18 protein-coding genes and 4 tRNA genes are annotated in these 18412 nt (G+C 59.5%); 12 read left to right on the top strand and 10 right to left on the bottom strand.

Translation table 11 applies throughout. The features are described from left to right. Positions 1 to 118: 118 nt before the first annotated feature. Complete coding sequence (locus FEE99_RS28005) at positions 119 to 1135, bottom strand: outer membrane protein assembly factor BamD (RefSeq protein WP_041477809.1); 1017 nt, start codon at positions 1133 to 1135, stop codon at positions 119 to 121. 151 nt (positions 1136 to 1286) lie between these two features. Between FEE99_RS28005 and rluD the strand changes: the two genes are divergently transcribed. From rluD to FEE99_RS27965, 8 genes are all read left to right on the top strand, one after another. After that, positions 1287 to 2249, top strand: coding sequence for a 23S rRNA pseudouridine(1911/1915/1917) synthase RluD (gene rluD / locus FEE99_RS28000; protein WP_016773140.1), 963 nt, complete (start codon positions 1287 to 1289; stop codon positions 2247 to 2249). After that, a complete protein-coding gene (gene pgeF / locus FEE99_RS27995) occupies positions 2246 to 2968 on the top strand; it encodes a peptidoglycan editing factor PgeF (RefSeq protein ID WP_041477810.1) in 723 nt (240 codons plus the stop codon). The genes rluD and pgeF overlap by 4 nt, the downstream gene beginning before the upstream one ends. Before the next feature lie 130 nt (positions 2969 to 3098). Then, a complete protein-coding gene (clpB, locus tag FEE99_RS27990) occupies positions 3099 to 5663 on the top strand; it encodes an ATP-dependent chaperone ClpB (RefSeq protein ID WP_041477811.1) in 2565 nt (854 codons plus the stop codon). Between the two features lie 297 nt (positions 5664 to 5960). Further along, positions 5961 to 6036: transfer RNA gene (locus FEE99_RS27985), tRNA-Asn, on the top strand. Positions 6037 to 6045: 9 nt separating this feature from the next. After that, positions 6046 to 6122, top strand: a tRNA-Pro gene (locus FEE99_RS27980). A gap of 5 nt (positions 6123 to 6127) precedes the next feature. Next, a tRNA-Lys gene (locus FEE99_RS27975) sits at positions 6128 to 6203 on the top strand. A 97-nt stretch (positions 6204 to 6300) separates the two neighbouring features. Beyond that, positions 6301 to 6377 (top strand) — tRNA-Pro (locus FEE99_RS27970). 161 nt (positions 6378 to 6538) lie between these two features. Then, positions 6539 to 8164, top strand: a complete 1626-nt coding sequence (locus tag FEE99_RS27965; protein WP_041477812.1) for a methyl-accepting chemotaxis protein — start codon at positions 6539 to 6541, stop codon at positions 8162 to 8164. Between the two features lie 208 nt (positions 8165 to 8372). Here FEE99_RS27965 and FEE99_RS27960 read toward each other — a convergent pair whose 3' ends face one another. From FEE99_RS27960 to FEE99_RS27945, 4 genes are all read right to left on the bottom strand, one after another. After that, entirely contained in the window at positions 8373 to 9671 is a 1299-nt protein-coding gene (locus FEE99_RS27960; protein ID WP_016773144.1) for an NAD(P)/FAD-dependent oxidoreductase, read from the bottom strand. Between the two features lie 63 nt (positions 9672 to 9734). Further along, positions 9735 to 9908: a DUF3094 domain-containing protein gene (locus FEE99_RS27955; protein ID WP_143978932.1), complete on the bottom strand. Its 174-nt coding sequence runs from the start codon at positions 9906 to 9908 to the stop codon at positions 9735 to 9737. Between the two features lie 51 nt (positions 9909 to 9959). Then, entirely contained in the window at positions 9960 to 10487 is a 528-nt protein-coding gene (locus FEE99_RS27950; RefSeq protein WP_041477813.1) for an MOSC domain-containing protein, read from the bottom strand. Further along, entirely contained in the window at positions 10484 to 11110 is a 627-nt protein-coding gene (locus FEE99_RS27945; RefSeq protein ID WP_007909887.1) for a DUF1780 domain-containing protein, read from the bottom strand. Before FEE99_RS27945 ends, FEE99_RS27950 begins: the two co-directional genes overlap by 4 nt. 190 nt (positions 11111 to 11300) lie before the next feature. Here FEE99_RS27945 and FEE99_RS27940 point away from each other — a divergent pair, with 190 nt between their 5' ends. Both FEE99_RS27940 and FEE99_RS27935 read left to right on the top strand, forming a co-directional pair. After that, positions 11301 to 11990 carry an energy-coupling factor ABC transporter permease gene (locus FEE99_RS27940; protein ID WP_041477814.1) on the top strand — a complete coding sequence of 230 codons (690 nt, stop codon included), beginning with the start codon at positions 11301 to 11303 and terminating at the stop codon, positions 11988 to 11990. A gap of 65 nt (positions 11991 to 12055) precedes the next feature. Further along, entirely contained in the window at positions 12056 to 12271 is a 216-nt protein-coding gene (locus tag FEE99_RS27935; protein ID WP_041477815.1) for a hypothetical protein, read from the top strand. 7 nt (positions 12272 to 12278) lie between these two features. Here FEE99_RS27935 and yacG read toward each other — a convergent pair whose 3' ends face one another. The 5 genes from yacG to pilB are packed head-to-tail and all read right to left on the bottom strand — an operon-like array spanning position 12279 to position 16890. Then, positions 12279 to 12479: a DNA gyrase inhibitor YacG gene (gene yacG, locus FEE99_RS27930; RefSeq protein ID WP_016773149.1), complete on the bottom strand. Its 201-nt coding sequence runs from the start codon at positions 12477 to 12479 to the stop codon at positions 12279 to 12281. Beyond that, complete coding sequence (coaE, locus tag FEE99_RS27925) at positions 12476 to 13099, bottom strand: dephospho-CoA kinase (RefSeq protein WP_041477816.1); 624 nt, start codon at positions 13097 to 13099, stop codon at positions 12476 to 12478. The genes yacG and coaE overlap by 4 nt, the downstream gene beginning before the upstream one ends. After that, positions 13096 to 13968, bottom strand: a complete 873-nt coding sequence (locus FEE99_RS27920) for a prepilin peptidase (protein WP_041477817.1) — start codon at positions 13966 to 13968, stop codon at positions 13096 to 13098. Before FEE99_RS27920 ends, coaE begins: the two co-directional genes overlap by 4 nt. A gap of 1 nt (position 13969) precedes the next feature. Next, positions 13970 to 15187: a type II secretion system F family protein gene (locus tag FEE99_RS27915; RefSeq protein WP_041477818.1), complete on the bottom strand. Its 1218-nt coding sequence runs from the start codon at positions 15185 to 15187 to the stop codon at positions 13970 to 13972. Positions 15188 to 15189: 2 nt separating this feature from the next. After that, positions 15190 to 16890 carry a type IV-A pilus assembly ATPase PilB gene (pilB, locus tag FEE99_RS27910; protein ID WP_041477819.1) on the bottom strand — a complete coding sequence of 567 codons (1701 nt, stop codon included), beginning with the start codon at positions 16888 to 16890 and terminating at the stop codon, positions 15190 to 15192. 226 nt (positions 16891 to 17116) lie between these two features. Here pilB and FEE99_RS27905 point away from each other — a divergent pair, with 226 nt between their 5' ends. Both FEE99_RS27905 and FEE99_RS27900 read left to right on the top strand, forming a co-directional pair. Then, positions 17117 to 17539, top strand: coding sequence for a pilin (locus tag FEE99_RS27905; RefSeq protein WP_041477820.1), 423 nt, complete (start codon positions 17117 to 17119; stop codon positions 17537 to 17539). 295 nt (positions 17540 to 17834) lie between these two features. Then, positions 17835 to 18188, top strand: a complete 354-nt coding sequence (locus tag FEE99_RS27900; RefSeq protein WP_016773155.1) for a BON domain-containing protein — start codon at positions 17835 to 17837, stop codon at positions 18186 to 18188. Positions 18189 to 18412 lie beyond the last annotated feature (224 nt).

The raw sequence follows: 18412 nt of genomic DNA, 5'->3' as shown, positions 1-18412 counted from the left end.
CTTTTCGACTGATGATCCGGCAGTTTAGCCAAGGACCCGATCAGCGCACAGCCTATTAAAGCGCGGCAATAAAAAAGGGAGATCCGCAGATCTCCCTTTTTTCGTACAGCCGGTGTGGTCAGTCGAACACGCCGAAGGTCATGTAGCTGAACCACGAGCGGTCGGTGTCGCTGGATTCCGGCTCTGGCTCTTCGATCACGTCGCCGTTTTCGTCCTTAGGCTTGAGCTCGTTCGGGATTGCATCTTTCGCGTCCTGGAACTGCTTCTGCACGTCCTGGTTGGCGCGGGTTTCGCCCGGCGGCAGCGGTGGACGCGATTCGATCAGGCCCAAAGTCGCCTTGCTCAGGAACGAACGGTTGTCAACCTCGGCTACGCGTGGCACGAACTGGCCATCTTCCAGGCTCGGGTGATCCGGGTAGTTGAGCTTCAGGGTTTCCAGGCTGGTGGCCGCCAGATCGTCGAGGTGCAGACGCTGGTAGGCTTCGGTCATCACCGCCAGGCCGTCGCCGACCGATGGGGTTTCCTGGAAGTTTTCCACGACGTACTTGCCACGGTTGGCAGCGGCTACGTAAGCCTGACGGGTCAGGTAGTAGTCGGCGACGTGGATTTCGTAGGCGGCCAGCAGGTTGCGCAGATAGATCATGCGCTGCTTGGCGTCCGGCGCGTAGCGGCTGTTCGGGTAGCGGCTGGTCAGCTGCGCGAACTCGTTGTACGAGTCGCGGGCGGCGCCCGGGTCACGCTTGGTCATGTCCAGCGGCAGGAAGCGCGCCAGCAGGCCGACGTCCTGGTCGAACGAAGTCAGACCCTTGAGGTAGTACGCGTAATCCACGTTCGGATGCTGCGGATGCAAACGAATGAAGCGCTCGGCGGCAGACTTTGCAGCTTCCGGCTCGGCGTTCTTGTAGTTGGCGTAGATCAACTCCAGCTGAGCCTGATCGGCGTAGCGACCGAACGGATAACGCGACTCCAGAGCCTTCAGCTTGGCTGTGGCGCTGGTGTAGCTGTTGTTGTCCAGGTCAGTCTGAGCCTGCTGATACAGCTCGGCTTCGCTGAGGTTTTCGTCTACGACTTCCTTCGATGAGCAAGCAGCGGTCAATGCGAGGATGGCGATCAGCAGCAGGTGTTTCACTTGCATGGCGGCTTGCGTCCCTATGACGGCCGCTGTCTTGGGCGGGGCCGTCCTGTTATGATGAGCGCCCCGTTGAAAAGCCTCGGGGCAAAAGACGCCGTATTTAACCACAAGCGCGCAGCCGAAACCAAAGGCTGTGCCGACGCCCAGTCCGAGCATGTCCGATAAAATTGAACTTCGCGCAGAGGTGCCGTCCGAATTGGGCGGCCAACGCCTCGATCAAGTCGCCGCCCAACTCTTCGCTGAGCACTCACGCTCGCGCCTTTCCGCCTGGATCAAAGAAGGTCGCCTGACTGTGGACGGGGCGGTGATCCGCCCGCGCGACATTGTGCATGGCGGTGCCGTCCTTGAGCTGACTGCCGAGCAGGAAGCCCAGGGCGAGTGGATCGCCCAGGACATCGAGCTCGACATCGTCTATGAAGACGACGACATCCTGGTGATCAACAAGCCTGCGGGCCTGGTGGTGCACCCGGCTGCCGGTCACGCCGATGGCACCCTGCTCAACGCTTTGTTGCACCATGTGCCGGACATCATCAATGTCCCGCGCGCCGGTATCGTGCATCGTCTGGACAAGGACACCACCGGTCTGATGGTGGTGGCCAAGACCATTCAGGCGCAGACCAAACTGGTTGCGCAATTGCAGAGCCGCAGTGTCAGCCGCATCTATGAGTGCATTGTCATTGGCGTGGTCACCGCCGGTGGCAAGATCAACGCACCGATCGGTCGTCACGGCCAGCAACGCCAGCGCATGGCAGTGATGGAAGGCGGCAAGCCTGCCGTCAGTCACTACCGCGTGCTCGAGCGTTTCCGTTCGCACACCCACGTGCGGGTGAAACTGGAAACCGGTCGGACCCACCAGATCCGCGTGCACATGGCGCACATCAACTTTCCGTTGGTCGGCGATCCGGCGTACGGCGGGCGTTTCCGCATTCCGCCTGCGGCCAACCCGACCATGGTGGAATCGCTCAAGCACTTCCCGCGTCAGGCGCTGCACGCGCGCTTCCTTGAACTCGATCACCCGACGAGCGGTGAGCGCATGAGCTGGGAATCGCCGCTGCCGGAAGATTTCGTCTGGCTGCTGACCCTGCTCAAGCAGGATCGCGAGGCCTTCGTCGGATGAACTGGCTGACGCCGGACTGGCCTGCGCCGGCCAGCGTCAGGGCCTGTGTCACCACCCGCGAGGGTGGTGTCAGCGAGGCGCCGTTCGACAGCCTGAATCTGGGCGATCACGTTGATGATCGTCCTGAAGCCGTCGCCGAGAACCGTCGGCGTCTGACCGAGCACTTCTCTATACAGCCTGCCTGGTTGCAGCAAGTGCACGGGATCACCGTTGCCCATGCTGATCCGGGCATCGTTGCGACTGCAGATGCCAGCTGGACCGCAACGCCGGGCATTGCCTGCGCAGCGATGACGGCGGACTGCCTGCCGGCGTTGTTCTGCGATCGTGCGGGCACTCGCGTAGCGGCGGCCCATGCCGGTTGGCGTGGTTTGGCGGCGGGTGTGCTTGAGGCAACTCTCGACAGCCTCGATGTTCCTGCTGACGAGGTACTGGTCTGGCTCGGCCCGGCCATTGGCCGCAAAGCCTTTGAAGTCGGTCCGGAAGTACGGGAAGTCTTCATCAATCAACTGCCTGAAGCAGCAGAAGCGTTCGTACCGAGCAACAATGCCGGCAAGTTCATGGCTGATATCTATCTGCTGGCGCGCCTGCGTCTGGCTGAACGGGGTGTCACGGCTGTTTATGGTGGCGGTTTCTGCACCGTGACCGATCCGCGCTTCTTCTCCTATCGCCGTGCGTCGCGCACCGGTCGTTTCGCCTCCCTTGTTTGGCTCACCCGCTAAACTCTCTGATCTGCATCAACTCTCCGACGCTTGAATCTCCCAGAATCGACCGCATCTACAGTGGTATCTGGCAGGTTTCTTTATTCAGGATGGTTTCTTAGGTCCGGCCTGCTCAAAAGGAAGGTGACCCATGCGTATTGACCGTTTAACCAGCAAATTACAGTTGGCCCTGTCCGACGCCCAGTCGTTGGCGGTTGGCCACGATCATCCGGCCATCGAGCCGGCGCACTTGATGCAGGCCATGCTTGAACAGCAGGGCGGTTCGATCAAGCCGTTGCTGATGCAAGTAGGCTTCGACGTCAACAGCTTGCGTAAAGAGCTGACCAAAGAGCTCGATCAACTACCGAAAATCCAGAACCCGACCGGCGACGTCAACATGTCGCAGGATCTGGCGCGTCTGCTCAATCAGGCTGACCGTCTGGCTCAGCAGAAGGGCGACCAGTTCATTTCCAGCGAACTGGTGCTGCTCGCTGCGATGGACGAGAACAGCAAGCTCGGCAAGTTGCTGCTCGGCCAAGGCGTGAGCAAGAAAGCCTTGGAAAACGCGATCAACAACCTGCGTGGTGGCGGAGCGGTAAACGACGCCAACCACGAAGAGTCGCGGCAGGCGCTGGACAAGTACACAGTCGACCTGACCAAACGCGCCGAAGAAGGCAAGCTTGATCCGGTGATCGGCCGCGACGACGAAATCCGTCGCACCATTCAGGTTCTGCAACGCCGCACCAAGAACAACCCGGTGCTGATCGGTGAACCTGGCGTGGGTAAAACCGCGATCGCCGAGGGGCTGGCGCAGCGCATCATCAACGGCGAAGTGCCGGACGGCCTTAAAGGCAAGCGTCTGCTGTCGCTGGACATGGGCGCGCTGATTGCCGGCGCCAAGTATCGCGGTGAGTTCGAAGAGCGCCTGAAATCGTTGCTCAACGAACTGTCGAAGCAGGAAGGGCAGATCATTCTGTTCATCGACGAACTGCACACCATGGTCGGCGCTGGTAAGGGCGAAGGCTCGATGGACGCCGGCAACATGCTCAAGCCTGCGCTGGCTCGCGGCGAGTTGCACTGCGTCGGCGCGACCACGCTCAACGAGTATCGCCAATATATAGAGAAGGACGCGGCGCTCGAGCGGCGTTTCCAGAAAGTCCTGGTGGACGAGCCGAGCGAAGAAGACACCATCGCCATTCTGCGTGGCCTCAAGGAACGTTACGAGGTTCACCACAAGGTGGCGATCACCGACGGCGCGATCATCGCTGCGGCCAAGCTCAGCCATCGCTACATCACGGATCGACAGCTGCCGGACAAGGCCATCGACCTGATCGACGAGGCTGCCAGCCGTATCCGTATGGAGATCGACTCCAAACCGGAAGTACTCGATCGTCTGGAGCGGCGCCTGATTCAGTTGAAAGTGGAATCCCAGGCGCTGAAGAAAGAAAGCGACGACGCAGCGAAGAAACGCCTGGAAAAACTCCAGGAAGAAATCGAGCGTCATGAACGTGAGTATTCCGATCTGGAGGAAATCTGGAACTCGGAGAAAGCCGAGGTGCAGGGTTCTGCGCAGATTCAGCAGAAGATCGAACAGTCGCGCCAGGAACTGGAAGCCGCGCGCCGTAAAGGCGACCTGAATCGCATGGCCGAGTTGCAATACGGGGTGATCCCCGATCTGGAACGCAGCCTGCAAATGGTCGACCAGCACGGCAAGAGCGAGAACCAGTTGCTGCGCAGCAAGGTGACTGAAGAAGAGATTGCCGAAGTCGTGTCGAAGTGGACAGGCATCCCGGTGTCGAAAATGCTCGAAGGCGAGCGCGACAAGCTGATGAAAATGGAGAGCCTGTTGCACAAACGGGTAATCGGTCAGGAAGAAGCGGTTGTGGCTGTGGCCAACGCCGTACGGCGTTCCCGCGCCGGACTGTCCGACCCGAATCGTCCGAGCGGCTCGTTCATGTTCCTCGGCCCGACCGGTGTCGGTAAAACCGAGCTGTGCAAGGCTTTGGCCGAATTCCTTTTCGATACCGAAGAGGCGATGGTGCGGATCGACATGTCCGAGTTCATGGAGAAACACTCCGTGGCTCGTCTGATTGGTGCGCCACCGGGCTACGTCGGCTATGAAGAGGGCGGCTACCTCACCGAAGCGGTGCGTCGCAAGCCGTACTCGGTGATCCTCATGGACGAAGTCGAGAAGGCGCACCCGGATGTGTTCAACATCCTCCTGCAAGTGCTTGAGGATGGCCGTCTGACCGACAGTCACGGGCGTACGGTGGACTTCCGCAACACGGTGATCGTGATGACGTCCAACCTCGGGTCGATGCAGATCCAGGAACTGGTCGGTGATCGTGAGGCGCAGCGTGCTGCTGTGATGGACGCGCTGACCTCGCACTTCCGTCCTGAGTTCATCAACCGCGTTGACGAAGTGGTGATCTTCGAGCCGCTGGCGCGGGATCAGATCGCCGGCATTACCGAGATCCAGTTGGGCCGCCTGCGCAGCCGCCTGGCCGAGCGCGAGCTGAAGCTGGAGCTGAGCCCGGAGGCGATGGACAAGCTGATCGCCGTCGGTTACGACCCGGTGTATGGCGCACGTCCTTTGAAACGGGCGATCCAGCGCTGGATCGAAAACCCGCTGGCGCAGTTGATCCTGTCGGGTCATTTCATGCCGGGCGACACCGCCACCGGCAAGGTCGAGAACGACGAAATCGTTTTCGGCTAAGCCTCAGCGGCAATGAAACCGGGAAGGCCTCGCATTGCGAGGCCTTTTTTTCGCCAGGCTGTTGAACTCAAAGGAAAAGGCTTGTAAAGTGCGCCCCGCAGTCAGTCACCGGCAGCGTTTCAACCCACCGGGTTGGAATCTGAAATAAGTTGCAAATCATTAACTTGAAAGCAATTTAGGGGGTTGACAGAGGTGTTCTAGGTTGTAGAATAGCGCGCCTCAGACACACGAACGCAGCGATGCGAACGGGTGGCGAGATGCAACAAAGCTTCACCGTTGTAAATTGAAATGTGTAGTTCCGTGATAGCTCAGTCGGTAGAGCAAATGACTGTTAATCATTGGGTCCCAGGTTCGAGTCCTGGTCACGGAGCCAATTTCAAACCGGGGTATAGCGCAGTCCGGTAGCGCGCCTGCTTTGGGAGCAGGATGTCAGGAGTTCGAATCCCCTTACCCCGACCATATTTGGGTCGTTAGCTCAGTTGGTAGAGCAGTTGGCTTTTAACCAATTGGTCGTAGGTTCGAATCCCACACGACCCACCATTTTTGAAACCAGTTTGCGCTGGGATCGAATCTTAAGATCAGAGGCCAAAAGCGCTGATCGAAGAAGGCGATCTTTGAAAGGTCGCCTTTTTTTTACCGGGGTATAGCGCAGTCCGGTAGCGCGCCTGCTTTGGGAGCAGGATGTCAGGAGTTCGAATCCCCTTACCCCGACCATATTGAAAATCCTCGTATCGAAAGATGCGGGGATTTTTTTTGCCTGCTGAAAGGCGAATCCCTTCAAGTCGTCATACAACCTGCCGATAGCCCGCTAACACGAGGGGACTGCCAACGCTTCGCCCCTTGATCTGGCCATTACAAGAATAAGGGCGTTCGTCATGTTGCTTCGTCAGTTGAATATTGCTCCCCGGGCTGCCCTGGGATTTGCCCTGATCGCGGTGTTGGTGGCCTTGCTCGGCGTGTTTGCGCTGGGGCAGATGTCGAGCATTCGCGACAGCGAGGTGGCGGTGGAGAACCGCTGGTTGCCGAGCATCCGTGGCGGCGACGAGATCCGCGAACTGATGCTGCGCATCCGCACCATCTCCCTGCGCATGGCGCTCGATCAGGATCCGGCCAATATCGCCACCTATCGCGGCCAGATGGACACCCGCGACAAGGAACTGAGCGAGAAAATCGCCGCCTACGACAAACTGGTCGACACTGCCGAAGGTCAGCAGCTGTATGACCAGTTCAAGAAAACCTTCGCCGCCTATCGCACCGGCATCGCCCAGTCATTCACCCTTGCCGAGCAAGGCAAGCGTGACGAGTTGACCAAATTGTTGCTGGTTGACATGAAGACCGTGGTCGACGGCTCCGGCAAGCAACTCAACGATCTCGCCGATCTGTTCGCCCGCCAGGTCGCCGCCGAAAGCGAGAAGTCCGCCGCGCATTATGAAACCTCGCGGACCATCGTCAGCCTGTTCATTGGATTGGCAGCGCTGGCCACAGTGGCGCTGGCGATGTTGCTCACGCGCAGTATCGTGCGCCCGCTGAGCAGCGCTGTGGATGCCGCTGAAAGTGTCGCCAAGGGCGATCTCACGCGGCCGATCGAAACCCATGGCAACGACGAAGTCAGCCGCTTGCTCAAAGCCTTGGCGACGATGCAACAGAACCTGCGCGAGACCCTGCAAGGTATCAGCGGCTCAGCCACACAACTGGCCACCGCCGCTGACGAACTGAGCGCCGTCACTGTCGACAGCACCCAAGGCCTGCAAGAGCAGAACAACGAAATTGAACAAGCTGCCACTGCGGTCAACGAGATGACCGCTGCGGTGGAGGAGGTCGCGCGCAACGCGGTGTCGACGTCCGATGCCACGCGCCAGTCCAGTCAATCAGCGCAATTGGGCCAGGAGCGCGTCAGCGAAACCGCCAGCGCGATCAATGCCCTGGCCAGTGATGTGCAAAACACCGGCGAGCTGGTGCAGTCGCTGGCCAATCAATCGCAAGACATCGGCAAGGTTCTGGACGTGATTCGCGCAATCGCTGAGCAGACCAATCTGCTGGCGCTCAACGCTGCCATCGAGGCAGCACGCGCGGGCGAAAGCGGTCGCGGCTTTGCGGTGGTAGCCGATGAGGTGCGCGCGCTGGCGTATCGCACCCAGCAATCGACGCAGGAAATCGAACAGATGGTGCAAGGCATGCGCAGCGGTTCGAGCCAGGCGCTGGAGTCAATGCAGGCCAGCGCATCTCGTGCGGCGAGTACGCTGGTTCTCGCAGAGCGGGCAGGTGAGGCGTTGGTGACGATCACGGCGTCGGTGCACGAGATTCACGAGCGCAACCTGGTGATCGCCAGCGCCGCCGAGGAGCAGGCGCAAGTGGCGCGGGAAGTGGATCGCAATCTGGTGAACATTCGCGACCTGTCGGTACGTTCGGCTGCGGGGGCTGATCAGACCAGCGCATCGAGCCACGAACTGTCGCAACTGGCCAATGCGCTACAGGGCATGGTGCGACGCTTTCAGCTCTGATCGACAGCCAATAAAAAGCCCCGCGCGATGCGGGGCTTGGAATAAAGATCAAAGGTGAGAGCGAGGCTGCTCGCGAATGCGCCGGATCTTCGAGCAGCACGAAAACCTGTGGGAGCCGGGCTTGCCCGCGATAGCGGTGGGTCAGGCGACAGAAATATCTACTGACCCGGCGCCATCGCTGGCAAGCCAGCTCCCACAGATGTTGGCCCTAGTGCAGTTTCAGACGCGGTTCGGTGCCACGACCAATCTTGCTCCCCAGCATCAACATCGCTGTGCGAAACGGCCCGTACAGCGCCATCTGGTGCATACGGTACAGCGACACATAGAACATCCGTGCCAGCCAGCCTTCGAGCATGACGCTGCCGGTCAGGTTACCCATCAAGTTACCCACAGCAGAAAAACGCGACAGTGAAATCAGCGAGCCGTAGTCGGTGTACTTGTACTCCGGCAGGGTCTTGCCTTCGATGCGCAATTTCAGCGACTTGGCCAGCAACGAGGCTTGTTGATGCGCCGCTTGTGCCCTTGGCGGCACGTTGCGATCAGTGCCCGGTTGCGGACAGGCCGCGCAGTCGCCGAAGGCAAAGATGTTTTCGTCGCGAGTGGTTTGCAGAGTCGGCAGCACTTGCAGCTGATTGATGCGGTTGGTTTCCAGACCGTCGATGTCCTTGAGGAAACCCGGTGCGCGGATGCCGGCAGCCCAGACTTTCAGGCTGGCCTTGATCTCGTTGCCATCGGCGGTGATCAGGCTGTCGGCAGTCACTTCGCTGACTGCTGCGTTGGTCATCACATTGACCCCGAGCTTCTCCAGGGTCTTGTGCACCGGCCCGCTGATGCGCTCCGGCAGGGCAGGCAGCACCCGTGGGCCGGCTTCGATCAGAGTGATGTGCATGTTTTCCGGCTTGATCCGGTCCAGACCATAAGCCGCCAGTTCATGGGCGGCGTTGTGCAACTCGGCCGCCAGTTCGACGCCAGTGGCGCCAGCGCCGACGATCGCTACGCTGATCTGCTCGACCACGTCGGTCTGCCCGGCGTGGGCGCGCAGATAGTGATTGAGCAATTGCTGATGGAAACGCTCGGCCTGTTTGCGTGTATCGAGGAACAGACAATGCTGCGCCGCGCCCTGGGTGCCGAAGTCGTTGGTGGTGCTGCCGACGCTGATCACCAGCGAGTCATAAGCCACTTCACGCGCCGGTACCAGCTCGACGCCGTTTTCGTCATAGGTTGCCGCCAGCTGGATTTTCTTCTGCGCGCGATCAAGCCCGCTCATGCGCCCGAGCTGGAACTCGAAGTGGTTCCATTTCGCCTGGGCGACATAGTTGAGTTCGTCTTCGGAGGAGTTCAGGGAACCGGCGGCCACTTCGTGCAGCAGCGGTTTCCAGATGTGGGTCAGGTTCGCGTCGACCAGCATCACGCTGGCCGTGCCGCGCTTGCCCAGAGTCTTACCCAGGCGGGTAGCCAACTCCAGACCGCCGGCGCCGCCGCCGACAATGACAATACGATGGGACATAGGGATAACTCGCAAGGTTTTTAAAGGAAATCGGTGCGGTTACCCGAGGGAGCGCAAGGCAGCTCATAACGTCAGGTAACTGATAAATCGGCTCAACAGGCCCAGACCAATGGTCACTGCCAGCACCAGCACCAGGAACATCCACGGCCGGAAAGGCCGGCGCTCGACACGGTGTTGGGACAATTGCAGGTACTCTTCGACATGCTTTTGGTCTTCGGGGTTCAGGCGGCTGGTCATATTTGCCTCGTCAGGTAGACGTTACTGAATGAGCACAGGCTACAGCGGTTTTCAGCCCGGATTGAACGCAGCGTAGCCGCTGTCCGGGACCGGTTCGACGCACACGCTATCGTCGAGGCGAATGATGCCGCTTTGTAACACCCGGGCAGTGATCCCGCCATGCCCGCGCACGGCCTGGAAAGTGCCCGGGCCGAGATTGTTCTGCAAGCGTGCGCAGGGCTGACACCAGCCAGTGGTTTCGAGTATCGCTTGCCCGATGCGAAAGCGCCGCCCCTTCAGGCTAAACAAATTGATTCCGCTTATAACGAGATTGCGCCGCAGATCTTCAGGCCGGACCGGCTCGTCATCGGGACGGCCCATCAATGCATTGATCACCGCCAAGTGCTCCCACTGAATCAGCGTCACCTGTCGCGCATTGCGAACGGCCGGGCGGGCGTGGTCGCCGGTGAGCCCGGCTTCCAGCCGCGCCTCGACCGCGTCTAGCTCAAGCATCGGCCCACGGGATTCTGGACGCACACCGATCCAGCGCACACGACCGGTTTGCGGAACCTCGGCGATCAACTGCTGCAGCGGCGTCACAGGCTGATACCCACGTCGAACACAATGCTGCGGCCGAGGTTGCTGCGCAGAAAGTCCGGTGCGTCGGGGTGGGCGAACAGCACCCTGGCGAATGTCGGGCCGACCAGCGACAGCGAGCGCCAGCCCTGACGCAGATATTCGGTCGGTGGCGGGAAATGACTGTTGAGGTCGAGCACTTCGCGCTTGAGGCTGGCGAAGGCGATGATGTCCAGTTCACCCAGATCCATGCCGCGTTCCTTGTAGTTGTGCGCCTTCTTGCGCAGGGTTGGCGCCAGACGCAGGAGAAATTCATTGGCCGGGATGCGTTTGGGCTTGGCTTCGCGGCGCACCAGTTGGCTCAGGGAGAACGCACTGCGCCGACGCTGCAACTCGTCGCGCCATTCATCATTGAGACGGCGGCCTTCATCGAGGACGAAAAAAACTTCGAAATTGGCATCGCGGAACAACACGTCCGGCGGCTCACCGGCCGGGGCGAATTCGTCGGCGCGGTAGGGGATGTTCAGACCTTGCAGCAGGCGCTGGCAGACCCAACGCTCACGCTCCCATTTGCGGGCATTGGACAGGAACGCGTTGGCTTGCTCGGCCGCGATGGTCAGCAGGCGTAAATAATCTGAATCATCCATAAGCCCAAGCTTAGCGTCCAAATGCGACAAGCAGATAGCTTTGCATCGGCTCAGACATAAACGTCGCGCGATTGCGCCCTTGTAGGAGCTGCCGAAGGCTGCGATCTTTTGCTTTTATAAACAAGATCAAAAGATCGCAGCCTTCGGCAGCTCCTACAAAAAAGCGTGTCGAGTAGCAGGTGAGGGAATCATGATCGGTGCCGAACTGCTTTCAACGGCAAGCCTGACACTCGGCTGGCTGATTTATCTGCCGGCGCTGCTCTGGGCGATCATGCGTGCGCCATGGGTCGAGCTGTTCAGCGACAGTCGCCGGCAGCACTTGCTGTTCGGCACGGTGTTCGCGCTGTTTCTGCTGTGGCTGGTGCGCAGGGATTTCGACACCGGTGTGTCTTACCACTTTATCGGCATGACGGCGGTGACGCTGCTGCTCGATTGGCCGCTGGCGATCGTCGGCGGGCTGGTTGCGCAGATCGGCCTGGTGTTGTTGGGTCGACAGGATCTCGCAGCGGTCGGCGTCAATGGCGCGTTGCTGATTCTGCTGCCAGTGCTGATTACCGAATGCGTGGCAATCCTCGTGGAGCGTGCGCAGCCACGCAATCCATTCGTTTACATCTTCTGTTCCGGCTTCTTTGCCGCTGCGTTGTCCGGCCTGTTGTGCCTGATTCTGAGCCTGACGCTGCTGTGGTACGACGGCCTCTTCGCCATGCCGGAATGGCTGGAAGATTTCGTCGGCTACCTGTGGTTGCTGCTGTTTCCCGAGGCTTTTATCAACGGCATGGTCGTCAGTGCATTGGTAGTGTTCTGCCCGGAATGGCTGGAGACCTTCAACCGCACCCGTTACCTTTCGGCGCCGTGGAAGGACGACGATCCGAAGTCTTGATCCACATCAAACCGGCCAGGCAGCAGAGATTTCATGCTCGCGCAAATTCCTTCAGGAGCAGTGGCATGGGCGTTTACGAATGGGCGCGGCAGGAAATCCGGCAGAGTCTGGAGCTGGCGCAGGAAGTGGGCTTTGACCCGGGTCTGAGTTTGCGCGCCCTGCTCAGCGCCGTGGTGCAGCAGAGCAAGGCAGTGCGCAATGCCGAAGACCTGGCCGACGAGTTGCGCTTTCTTGCGGAGAACCTCGACGACAGTCAGGACTACGGCTTTATGCGGCCCTGATCAGCGATCAGTGACGCGGATCGAAATCGCCGGAAAACAGCTCGTCTTCGGCATCCGGGGCGACCGGAATCTTGTGTTCTTCCGAGGCCCAGGCGCCGAGGTCGATCAGTTTGCAGCGATCGGAGCAAAACGGACGGAATTTGTTCGCCGGGGTGAATTCGACGGGGGCGCCGCAGGTCGGGCATTCAACGGTTGGAATCTGGCTCATGCTTGGCCTCCGGATAAAGTCAGATAAAAGTGATGCAGACGCTCGACCTCGCTGTGCAGCCAGGCAAGATCGCGATCATTGACGATCACATCGTCGGCACGGCTCAGGCGGTCTTCACGGCTCGATTGCGCCTTGAGGATCGCCTGCACCTGCGCTTCGCTGGTCTGGTCACGCTGCAAGGTGCGTTCGATCTGCAGTTGTTGCGGCGCATCGATGACCAGAATGCGCTGGGTCATCGCGTATTGCCCGGACTCGATCAGCAACGGTGAAACCAGAATCGCGTAAGGCGATTTTGCCTGCGCCAGATGATGAGCGATTTCTTCGCCGATCAACGGATGCAGCAGCGCTTCAAGCCAACGCCGCTGTTCAGGGTCTTCAAAAATCAGTTTGCGCAGGGCGGCGCGGTCCAGCGTGCCGTCGGCCTGCAACACGCCGGAACCGAAATGCTCGGCGATTTTCGCCAGCGCCGGACGCCCCGGTTCGACTACCCAGCGCGCCGCATGATCGGCATCCACCACATGCACACCGAGATCGATGAAGTGCTGCGCCGCCGCACTTTTGCCGCTGCCGATGCCGCCGGTCAGGCCGAGAATCCAGGGTTTTTCCACAGGGGTATTCATTTCAAACCGACAGACTGCCAATAGAAGTCGGTTATTTGACCACCCCAGAGCAAGGCAATCCAGCCGGCAATCGCCAGAAAGGGTCCGAAGGGGATCGGCGTCGAGGTTTCCTGGGCGCGCAGACGCAGCATGACAACGCCCAAAATCGCTCCCACCAGGGAAGATAGAAGAATCGTCAGCGGCAGAATCTGCCAGCCACCCCATGCGCCGAGCAAGGCCAACAGCTTGAAATCGCCATGGCCGATACCGTCCTTGCCGGTGAGCAGTTTGAACAGCCAGAACACCGACCACAGCGCCAGATAACCCGCGACCGCGCCCCACAACGCATCGGGCAACGCCACGAACACGCCGAAGCTGTTGACGATCAGCCCCAGCCACAGCAGCGGCAGCACCAGCACATCGGGCAGCAGTTGATGTTCGCAGTCGATCAGACTCATCGCCAGCAAGCCCCATGTCAGCAAGATCAGCAGACCTGCCGGCCAACCGAAGCCGAGATGCCAGGCAATGAATGCCGAGAGGACGCCGCAGGCCAGTTCGGTCAGCGGGTAACGTTTGCTGATCGGCGCCGAGCAGGCCGAGCAGCGACCGCGCAGCAGCAGATAACTGAGCAGCGGAATGTTTTCCCAAGGGCGGATCCGGTGTCCGCAATGCGGGCACGCGGAGTGCGGCAGCATCAGGTTGTAGGTCGGCACAGGCGTTTCAGTGGGCAGGCCGAGCACATCATGGGCCTGCTGGCGCCAGTCGCGCTCGAGCATCTTCGGCAGGCGCCAGACCACTACGTTGAGGAAGCTGCCGACCACCAGCCCGAGCAGCAGCGCGCTGACCACAAAGGCCAGCGGATACACGGCAAACAGTTCGTCGATAGGCATGTCAGATCGCTGAGCCGAGCTGGAAGATCGGCAGGTACATGGCCACCACCAGTCCACCGACGATGACCCCCAGCACCACCATGATGAACGGCTCCATCAGGCTGGTGAGGTTGTCGACCATGTTATCGACTTCCGCTTCATAAAAACCGGCGACCTTGTCGAGCATGTCATCCAGTGCCCCGGACTCCTCGCCGATGGCGGTCATCTGCACCGCCATGTTGGGAAACACACCGGTGCTGCGCATGGAGAAATTCAGTTGCATGCCGGTCGAGACGTCCTGCCGCACCCGCAACACCGCGCGCTTGAACACCACATTGCCGGTGGCACCGGCGACCGAATCCAGTGCTTCCACCAGCGGCACACCGGCTGCGAATGTGGTCGACAGGGTGCGGGCAAAACGTGCGACGGCGGACTTGTACATCAAGGTGCCCACCAGTGGCAGCTTCAGCAGCCAGGCATCGCGCCGGTCGCGCAGGGCCTGCGAAGTCTTCAACGCGTGGCGAGTGCCGAAAAACGCTGCCACCAGCGCAAAAAGAATGGCCCACCACCACTGCTGCATGAATTCCGACAGGCTGATGATCATCAGGGTGAAGCCCGGCAGTTCGGCGCCGAACCCGGAGAATACCGACTGGAACTGCGGCACCACTTTGACCAGCAGAATGCCTGTTACCACTGCCGCCACCAGCACCACGGCGGTGGGGTAGGTCATGGCTTTCTTGATCTTGGCCTTGAGCGCTTCGCTTTTTTCCTTATAGGTCGCCACACGTTCAAGCAAGGTGTCGAGGGCGCCAGACTGTTCGCCGGCGTCGACCAGGTTGCAGTACAACTCGTCGAAGTATTGCGGCTTCTTGCGCAGGGCCGTGGCGAAGCTGTTACCGGCCGCGACCTCCTGTTTGACCTCGTCGACCAGTTTGCGCATGGCCGGGTTTTCGAAGCCTTCGCCGATGATGTCGAAGGACTGCAACAGCGGCACGCCGGCCTTCATCATGGTCGCCATCTGCCGGGTGAACAGGGCGATGTCCTGCGGTTTGATGCGTTTGCCGAAGGTCAGCAGGGACGCGGATTTCTTACGCACCTTGCCCGGGTTGATCCCCTGTTTGCGCAGCTGCGCCTTGATCAGTGCGGGGTTCTGTCCGCTCAACTCGCCGCTGACTTTACTGCCTTTGCGGTCCGTGCCTTCCCAGGCGTAAACGCTGACTTTCGCTGCCTTGACCGCCATGTTCAATCCTTGGTGACCCGGTTGATTTCCTCAAGGCTGGTGATGCCTTGCATCGCCTTGTGCAGCCCGGAAGTGCGCAGATCGGCGAAGCCGTCGCGGCGCATCTGAATATCGATTTCCAGCGAATTGCCCTCGGCCATGATCAATCGTTGCAGGTCCGGTGTGTTCTTTACCACTTCATAAATCCCCACGCGTCCTTTGTACCCGCCATTGCAGTGATCGCAACCGACCGGCTCGTAGATCGTAAAATGGCCGATGCGTTCCTCGGGGAAGCCTTCCTTGAGCAAGGTTTCGTGCGGGATTTCGAGCGGCCGCTTGCAGTGTGCGCACAACTTGCGCGCCAGGCGCTGGGCGATGATCAGGCTGACCGAGGTGGCAATGTTGAAACCGGGAATGCCCATGTTGTGCAGGCGTGTCAGGGTTTCCGCTGCGCTATTGGTGTGCAGGGTCGACAGCACCAGGTGGCCGGTCTGCGCGGCCTTGATTGCGATCTCGGCGGTTTCCAGGTCGCGGATCTCGCCGACCATGATCACATCCGGGTCCTGACGCAGAAACGAGCGCAGCGCCTGGGCGAAGTCCAGCCCTTGGCGGGGATTGACGTTGACCTGATTGATGCCTTCCATGTTGATTTCCACCGGATCTTCGGCGGTGGAAATATTGATGTCGACGGTGTTGAGGATGTTCAGCCCGGTGTACAGCGACACGGTTTTACCGGAACCGGTGGGGCCGGTGACCAGAATCATCCCTTGCGGCTGTTTCAGCGCGGCCAGGTACAAGGCCTTTTGTTCGGCCTCGTAACCCAAGGCGTCGATGCCCATTTGCGCACTGGACGGGTCGAGAATCCGGATCACCACTTTTTCGCCCCACAGGGTCGGCAAGGTGTTGACGCGAAAATCGATGGATTTGCTTTTCGACAGGCGCATTTTGATGCGGCCGTCCTGAGGTTTGCGCCGTTCCGAGATATCCAGACTGGCCATTATCTTCAAGCGCGCGGCAATGCGCCCGGCCAACTGGATCGGCGGCTTGGCCACCTCGCGCAGCATGCCGTCGGTACGCATGCGCACCCGATAGATTTTCTCGTAGGGTTCGAAATGCAGGTCGGACGAGCCGCTCTTGATCGCATCGAGCAGCATCTTGTGCACAAAACGTACGACCGGGGCGTCGTCAGCATCGAGGCCGCCGATCACGTCCTGTTTGTTGTCATCAATGGACTCGACGTCGAGGCCGTCGAGATCGACATCGGCCATTTCTTCCAGTCCCGAGGCGTGGCTGTCGAAGAACTTGTCGATGGCGTCGCTGAGTTTGTCGTCCTCGACCAGAATCGCTTCGGTGCTCAGGCCGGTGCTGAACTGGATGTCGCTGATCGCCTGCTGATTGCTTGGGTCGGAAAGGCCCACGAACAGTTTGTTGCCGCGCCGCCACAAGGGCAGGGCGCAGTGCTGACGAACCAGTTTTTCGCTGACCAGGCCCTTGGGCTGAGTCTCTTTGTCGAGGCAATGCAGATCGAGCAGCGCCATGCCGAAATGTTCGGAAGCTATTTCGGCGATCTGCCGGCTGTTGACCAGTTTGTTGTGCACCAGGTAATTGACCAGCGACACGCGATTGCGCTGGGCCTGCGCCCAGGATTGCCGGGCGCTTGTTTCCGTGAGCAGTTCGGCCTGGACCAATTGCTTGGCCAGACCGCTCAGAGCGATGTCATTCATGGGGATTCCGCACGCTTGCCGTTCATGACTTATAGCCTAGTCAAGTGACAGCGCCAAACACGGCCGGTGCAGGTGACAAAAAGTGTCAGATAGTGCGGTTGCGGGTTGTAGGAAACGGCGCAGGGGAATGGGCGCGCCCAGCAGACGGGGGGAAAAGGGCGTTGGCATGGGCTGTGCTGAGCCTTGTTCAGATCATGAGATTTCGACTCATGCATGGAGCGTGTCTATGAAAAAACAACAAGGTTTCACATTGATCGAGCTGCTGATCGTCGTGGCGATCATCGGCATTCTGGCGACGATCGCTTTGCCGCAGTATTCGAAGTATCAGGCGCGGTCGAAGGTGACGGCGGGGCTGGCGGAGATCAGCGCGATGAAGGTGCCGTTTGAAGACCTGATCAATCAGGGGACAAATCCAAGCTTGGCGGCGGTGAAAGGCGATAACGTCACCACTACCTCCAATTGCGCTCTGACTGCCTCAGGTACCGCTGCAGACGGAGCTGGAACGATTGTATGTACGTTGGCCAACGCGCCAGCGCCTGTATTAGGCAAAACCATCACGCTGACTCGTACAGCTGCGGGTGGTTGGAGCTGTGGCACTACGGTAGCTCCTGACTATTCACCGAAAGGCTGTAACGCTACTGGTACTTGATCGATATGTACTCTCCGAAATGCCCCGCACTGCGGGGCATTTTCGTATGGTCACCTGTCTACAAAAGCTCCAATAATTTCAGCAGCTTATGAACTTTCCAAAAAACCGCAACTTGCATGCGAAATTGAAGTGAGTCATGCATTTTGCATGAAAATGAAAATCAGCGTTTTTCATAACTGTTTGTTTTTAAACGATTTTATGCGGTCGAAAAAGTTGGCACAGCGTTCGCAATATCTCCGGTAACCCTGCTGACAAGCGTTACAGCAGACTTCCAGTAAAAACAGGAGTTACTCGTATGAAGAAGTTCGCTATCACTGCCGCTGCTACCGCTCTGACCCTGACCATGGCTGGTGGCGCATTCGCCCAGTCCGCTCAGGCTACCCAAGCGCCAATGGTTCTGGCTGCCGGTGAAGTTACCGAAATGAAACAAGATACCAGCGACACCTGGATCACCACCAAGGTCAAAGCTGACCTGGTTACCGAAAAAGGCATTCCGGGCACCGACATCAAAGTCGAAACCAACAAGGGTGTAGTTTCCCTGTCGTCGACCACTGCGGTAACCGAGTCGCAGAAAGAAGTCGCCGTAGGCATTGCCAAAAAAATCAAAGGCGTTAAAGCGGTCTCCGCTGACGGCCTGAAAGCCGAGTAAGGCAAGACTTCTCGCCTGAACCGGGAGAAGACGCGACAGACGGGCCGAGCAATACGTCTGCCGCAACTTTAGAGTTCATGCGAACGGTCACACGGATGTGACCATTACAGGCCCCGGCACTTGTGTCGGGGCCTGTTCTATTTGGCGAATCAAACGATCGCAGCCTTCGGCAGCTCCTACAGGGAAATGCATTCCAACTGTAGGAGCTGCCGAAGGCTGCGATC

It is taken from the genome of Pseudomonas sp. ef1, from assembly GCF_007293365.2.
Lineage (GTDB): Bacteria > Pseudomonadota > Gammaproteobacteria > Pseudomonadales > Pseudomonadaceae > Aquipseudomonas > Aquipseudomonas siliginis.
The sequence above is the reverse complement of the archived record's forward strand: the minus strand, read 5'-3'. Positions and strand labels throughout refer to the sequence as shown.

Excerpts from the sequence above, each read along its gene's own strand:
- FEE99_RS27955 (WP_143978932.1), bottom strand. The coding sequence starts at position 9,908 with ATGACCAGCCGCCTGAACCCCGAAGACCAAAAGCATGTCGAAGAGTAC.
- FEE99_RS27905 (WP_041477820.1), top strand. The coding sequence starts at position 17,117 with ATGAAAAAACAACAAGGTTTCACATTGATCGAGCTGCTGATCGTCGTG.
- pilB (WP_041477819.1), bottom strand. The coding sequence starts at position 16,890 with ATGAATGACATCGCTCTGAGCGGTCTGGCCAAGCAATTGGTCCAGGCC.
- coaE (WP_041477816.1), bottom strand. The coding sequence starts at position 13,099 with ATGAATACCCCTGTGGAAAAACCCTGGATTCTCGGCCTGACCGGCGGC.
- clpB (WP_041477811.1), top strand. The coding sequence starts at position 3,099 with ATGCGTATTGACCGTTTAACCAGCAAATTACAGTTGGCCCTGTCCGAC.
- rluD (WP_016773140.1), top strand. The coding sequence starts at position 1,287 with ATGTCCGATAAAATTGAACTTCGCGCAGAGGTGCCGTCCGAATTGGGC.
- FEE99_RS27945 (WP_007909887.1), bottom strand. The coding sequence starts at position 11,110 with ATGGATGATTCAGATTATTTACGCCTGCTGACCATCGCGGCCGAGCAA.
- FEE99_RS27915 (WP_041477818.1), bottom strand. The coding sequence starts at position 15,187 with ATGGCGGTCAAGGCAGCGAAAGTCAGCGTTTACGCCTGGGAAGGCACG.
- pgeF (WP_041477810.1), top strand. The coding sequence starts at position 2,246 with ATGAACTGGCTGACGCCGGACTGGCCTGCGCCGGCCAGCGTCAGGGCC.
- FEE99_RS27935 (WP_041477815.1), top strand. The coding sequence starts at position 12,056 with ATGGGCGTTTACGAATGGGCGCGGCAGGAAATCCGGCAGAGTCTGGAG.
- FEE99_RS27920 (WP_041477817.1), bottom strand. The coding sequence starts at position 13,968 with ATGCCTATCGACGAACTGTTTGCCGTGTATCCGCTGGCCTTTGTGGTC.
- FEE99_RS27965 (WP_041477812.1), top strand. The coding sequence starts at position 6,539 with ATGTTGCTTCGTCAGTTGAATATTGCTCCCCGGGCTGCCCTGGGATTT.
- FEE99_RS28005 (WP_041477809.1), bottom strand. The coding sequence starts at position 1,135 with ATGCAAGTGAAACACCTGCTGCTGATCGCCATCCTCGCATTGACCGCT.
- FEE99_RS27960 (WP_016773144.1), bottom strand. The coding sequence starts at position 9,671 with ATGTCCCATCGTATTGTCATTGTCGGCGGCGGCGCCGGCGGTCTGGAG.
- FEE99_RS27900 (WP_016773155.1), top strand. The coding sequence starts at position 17,835 with ATGAAGAAGTTCGCTATCACTGCCGCTGCTACCGCTCTGACCCTGACC.
- FEE99_RS27940 (WP_041477814.1), top strand. The coding sequence starts at position 11,301 with ATGATCGGTGCCGAACTGCTTTCAACGGCAAGCCTGACACTCGGCTGG.
- yacG (WP_016773149.1), bottom strand. The coding sequence starts at position 12,479 with ATGAGCCAGATTCCAACCGTTGAATGCCCGACCTGCGGCGCCCCCGTC.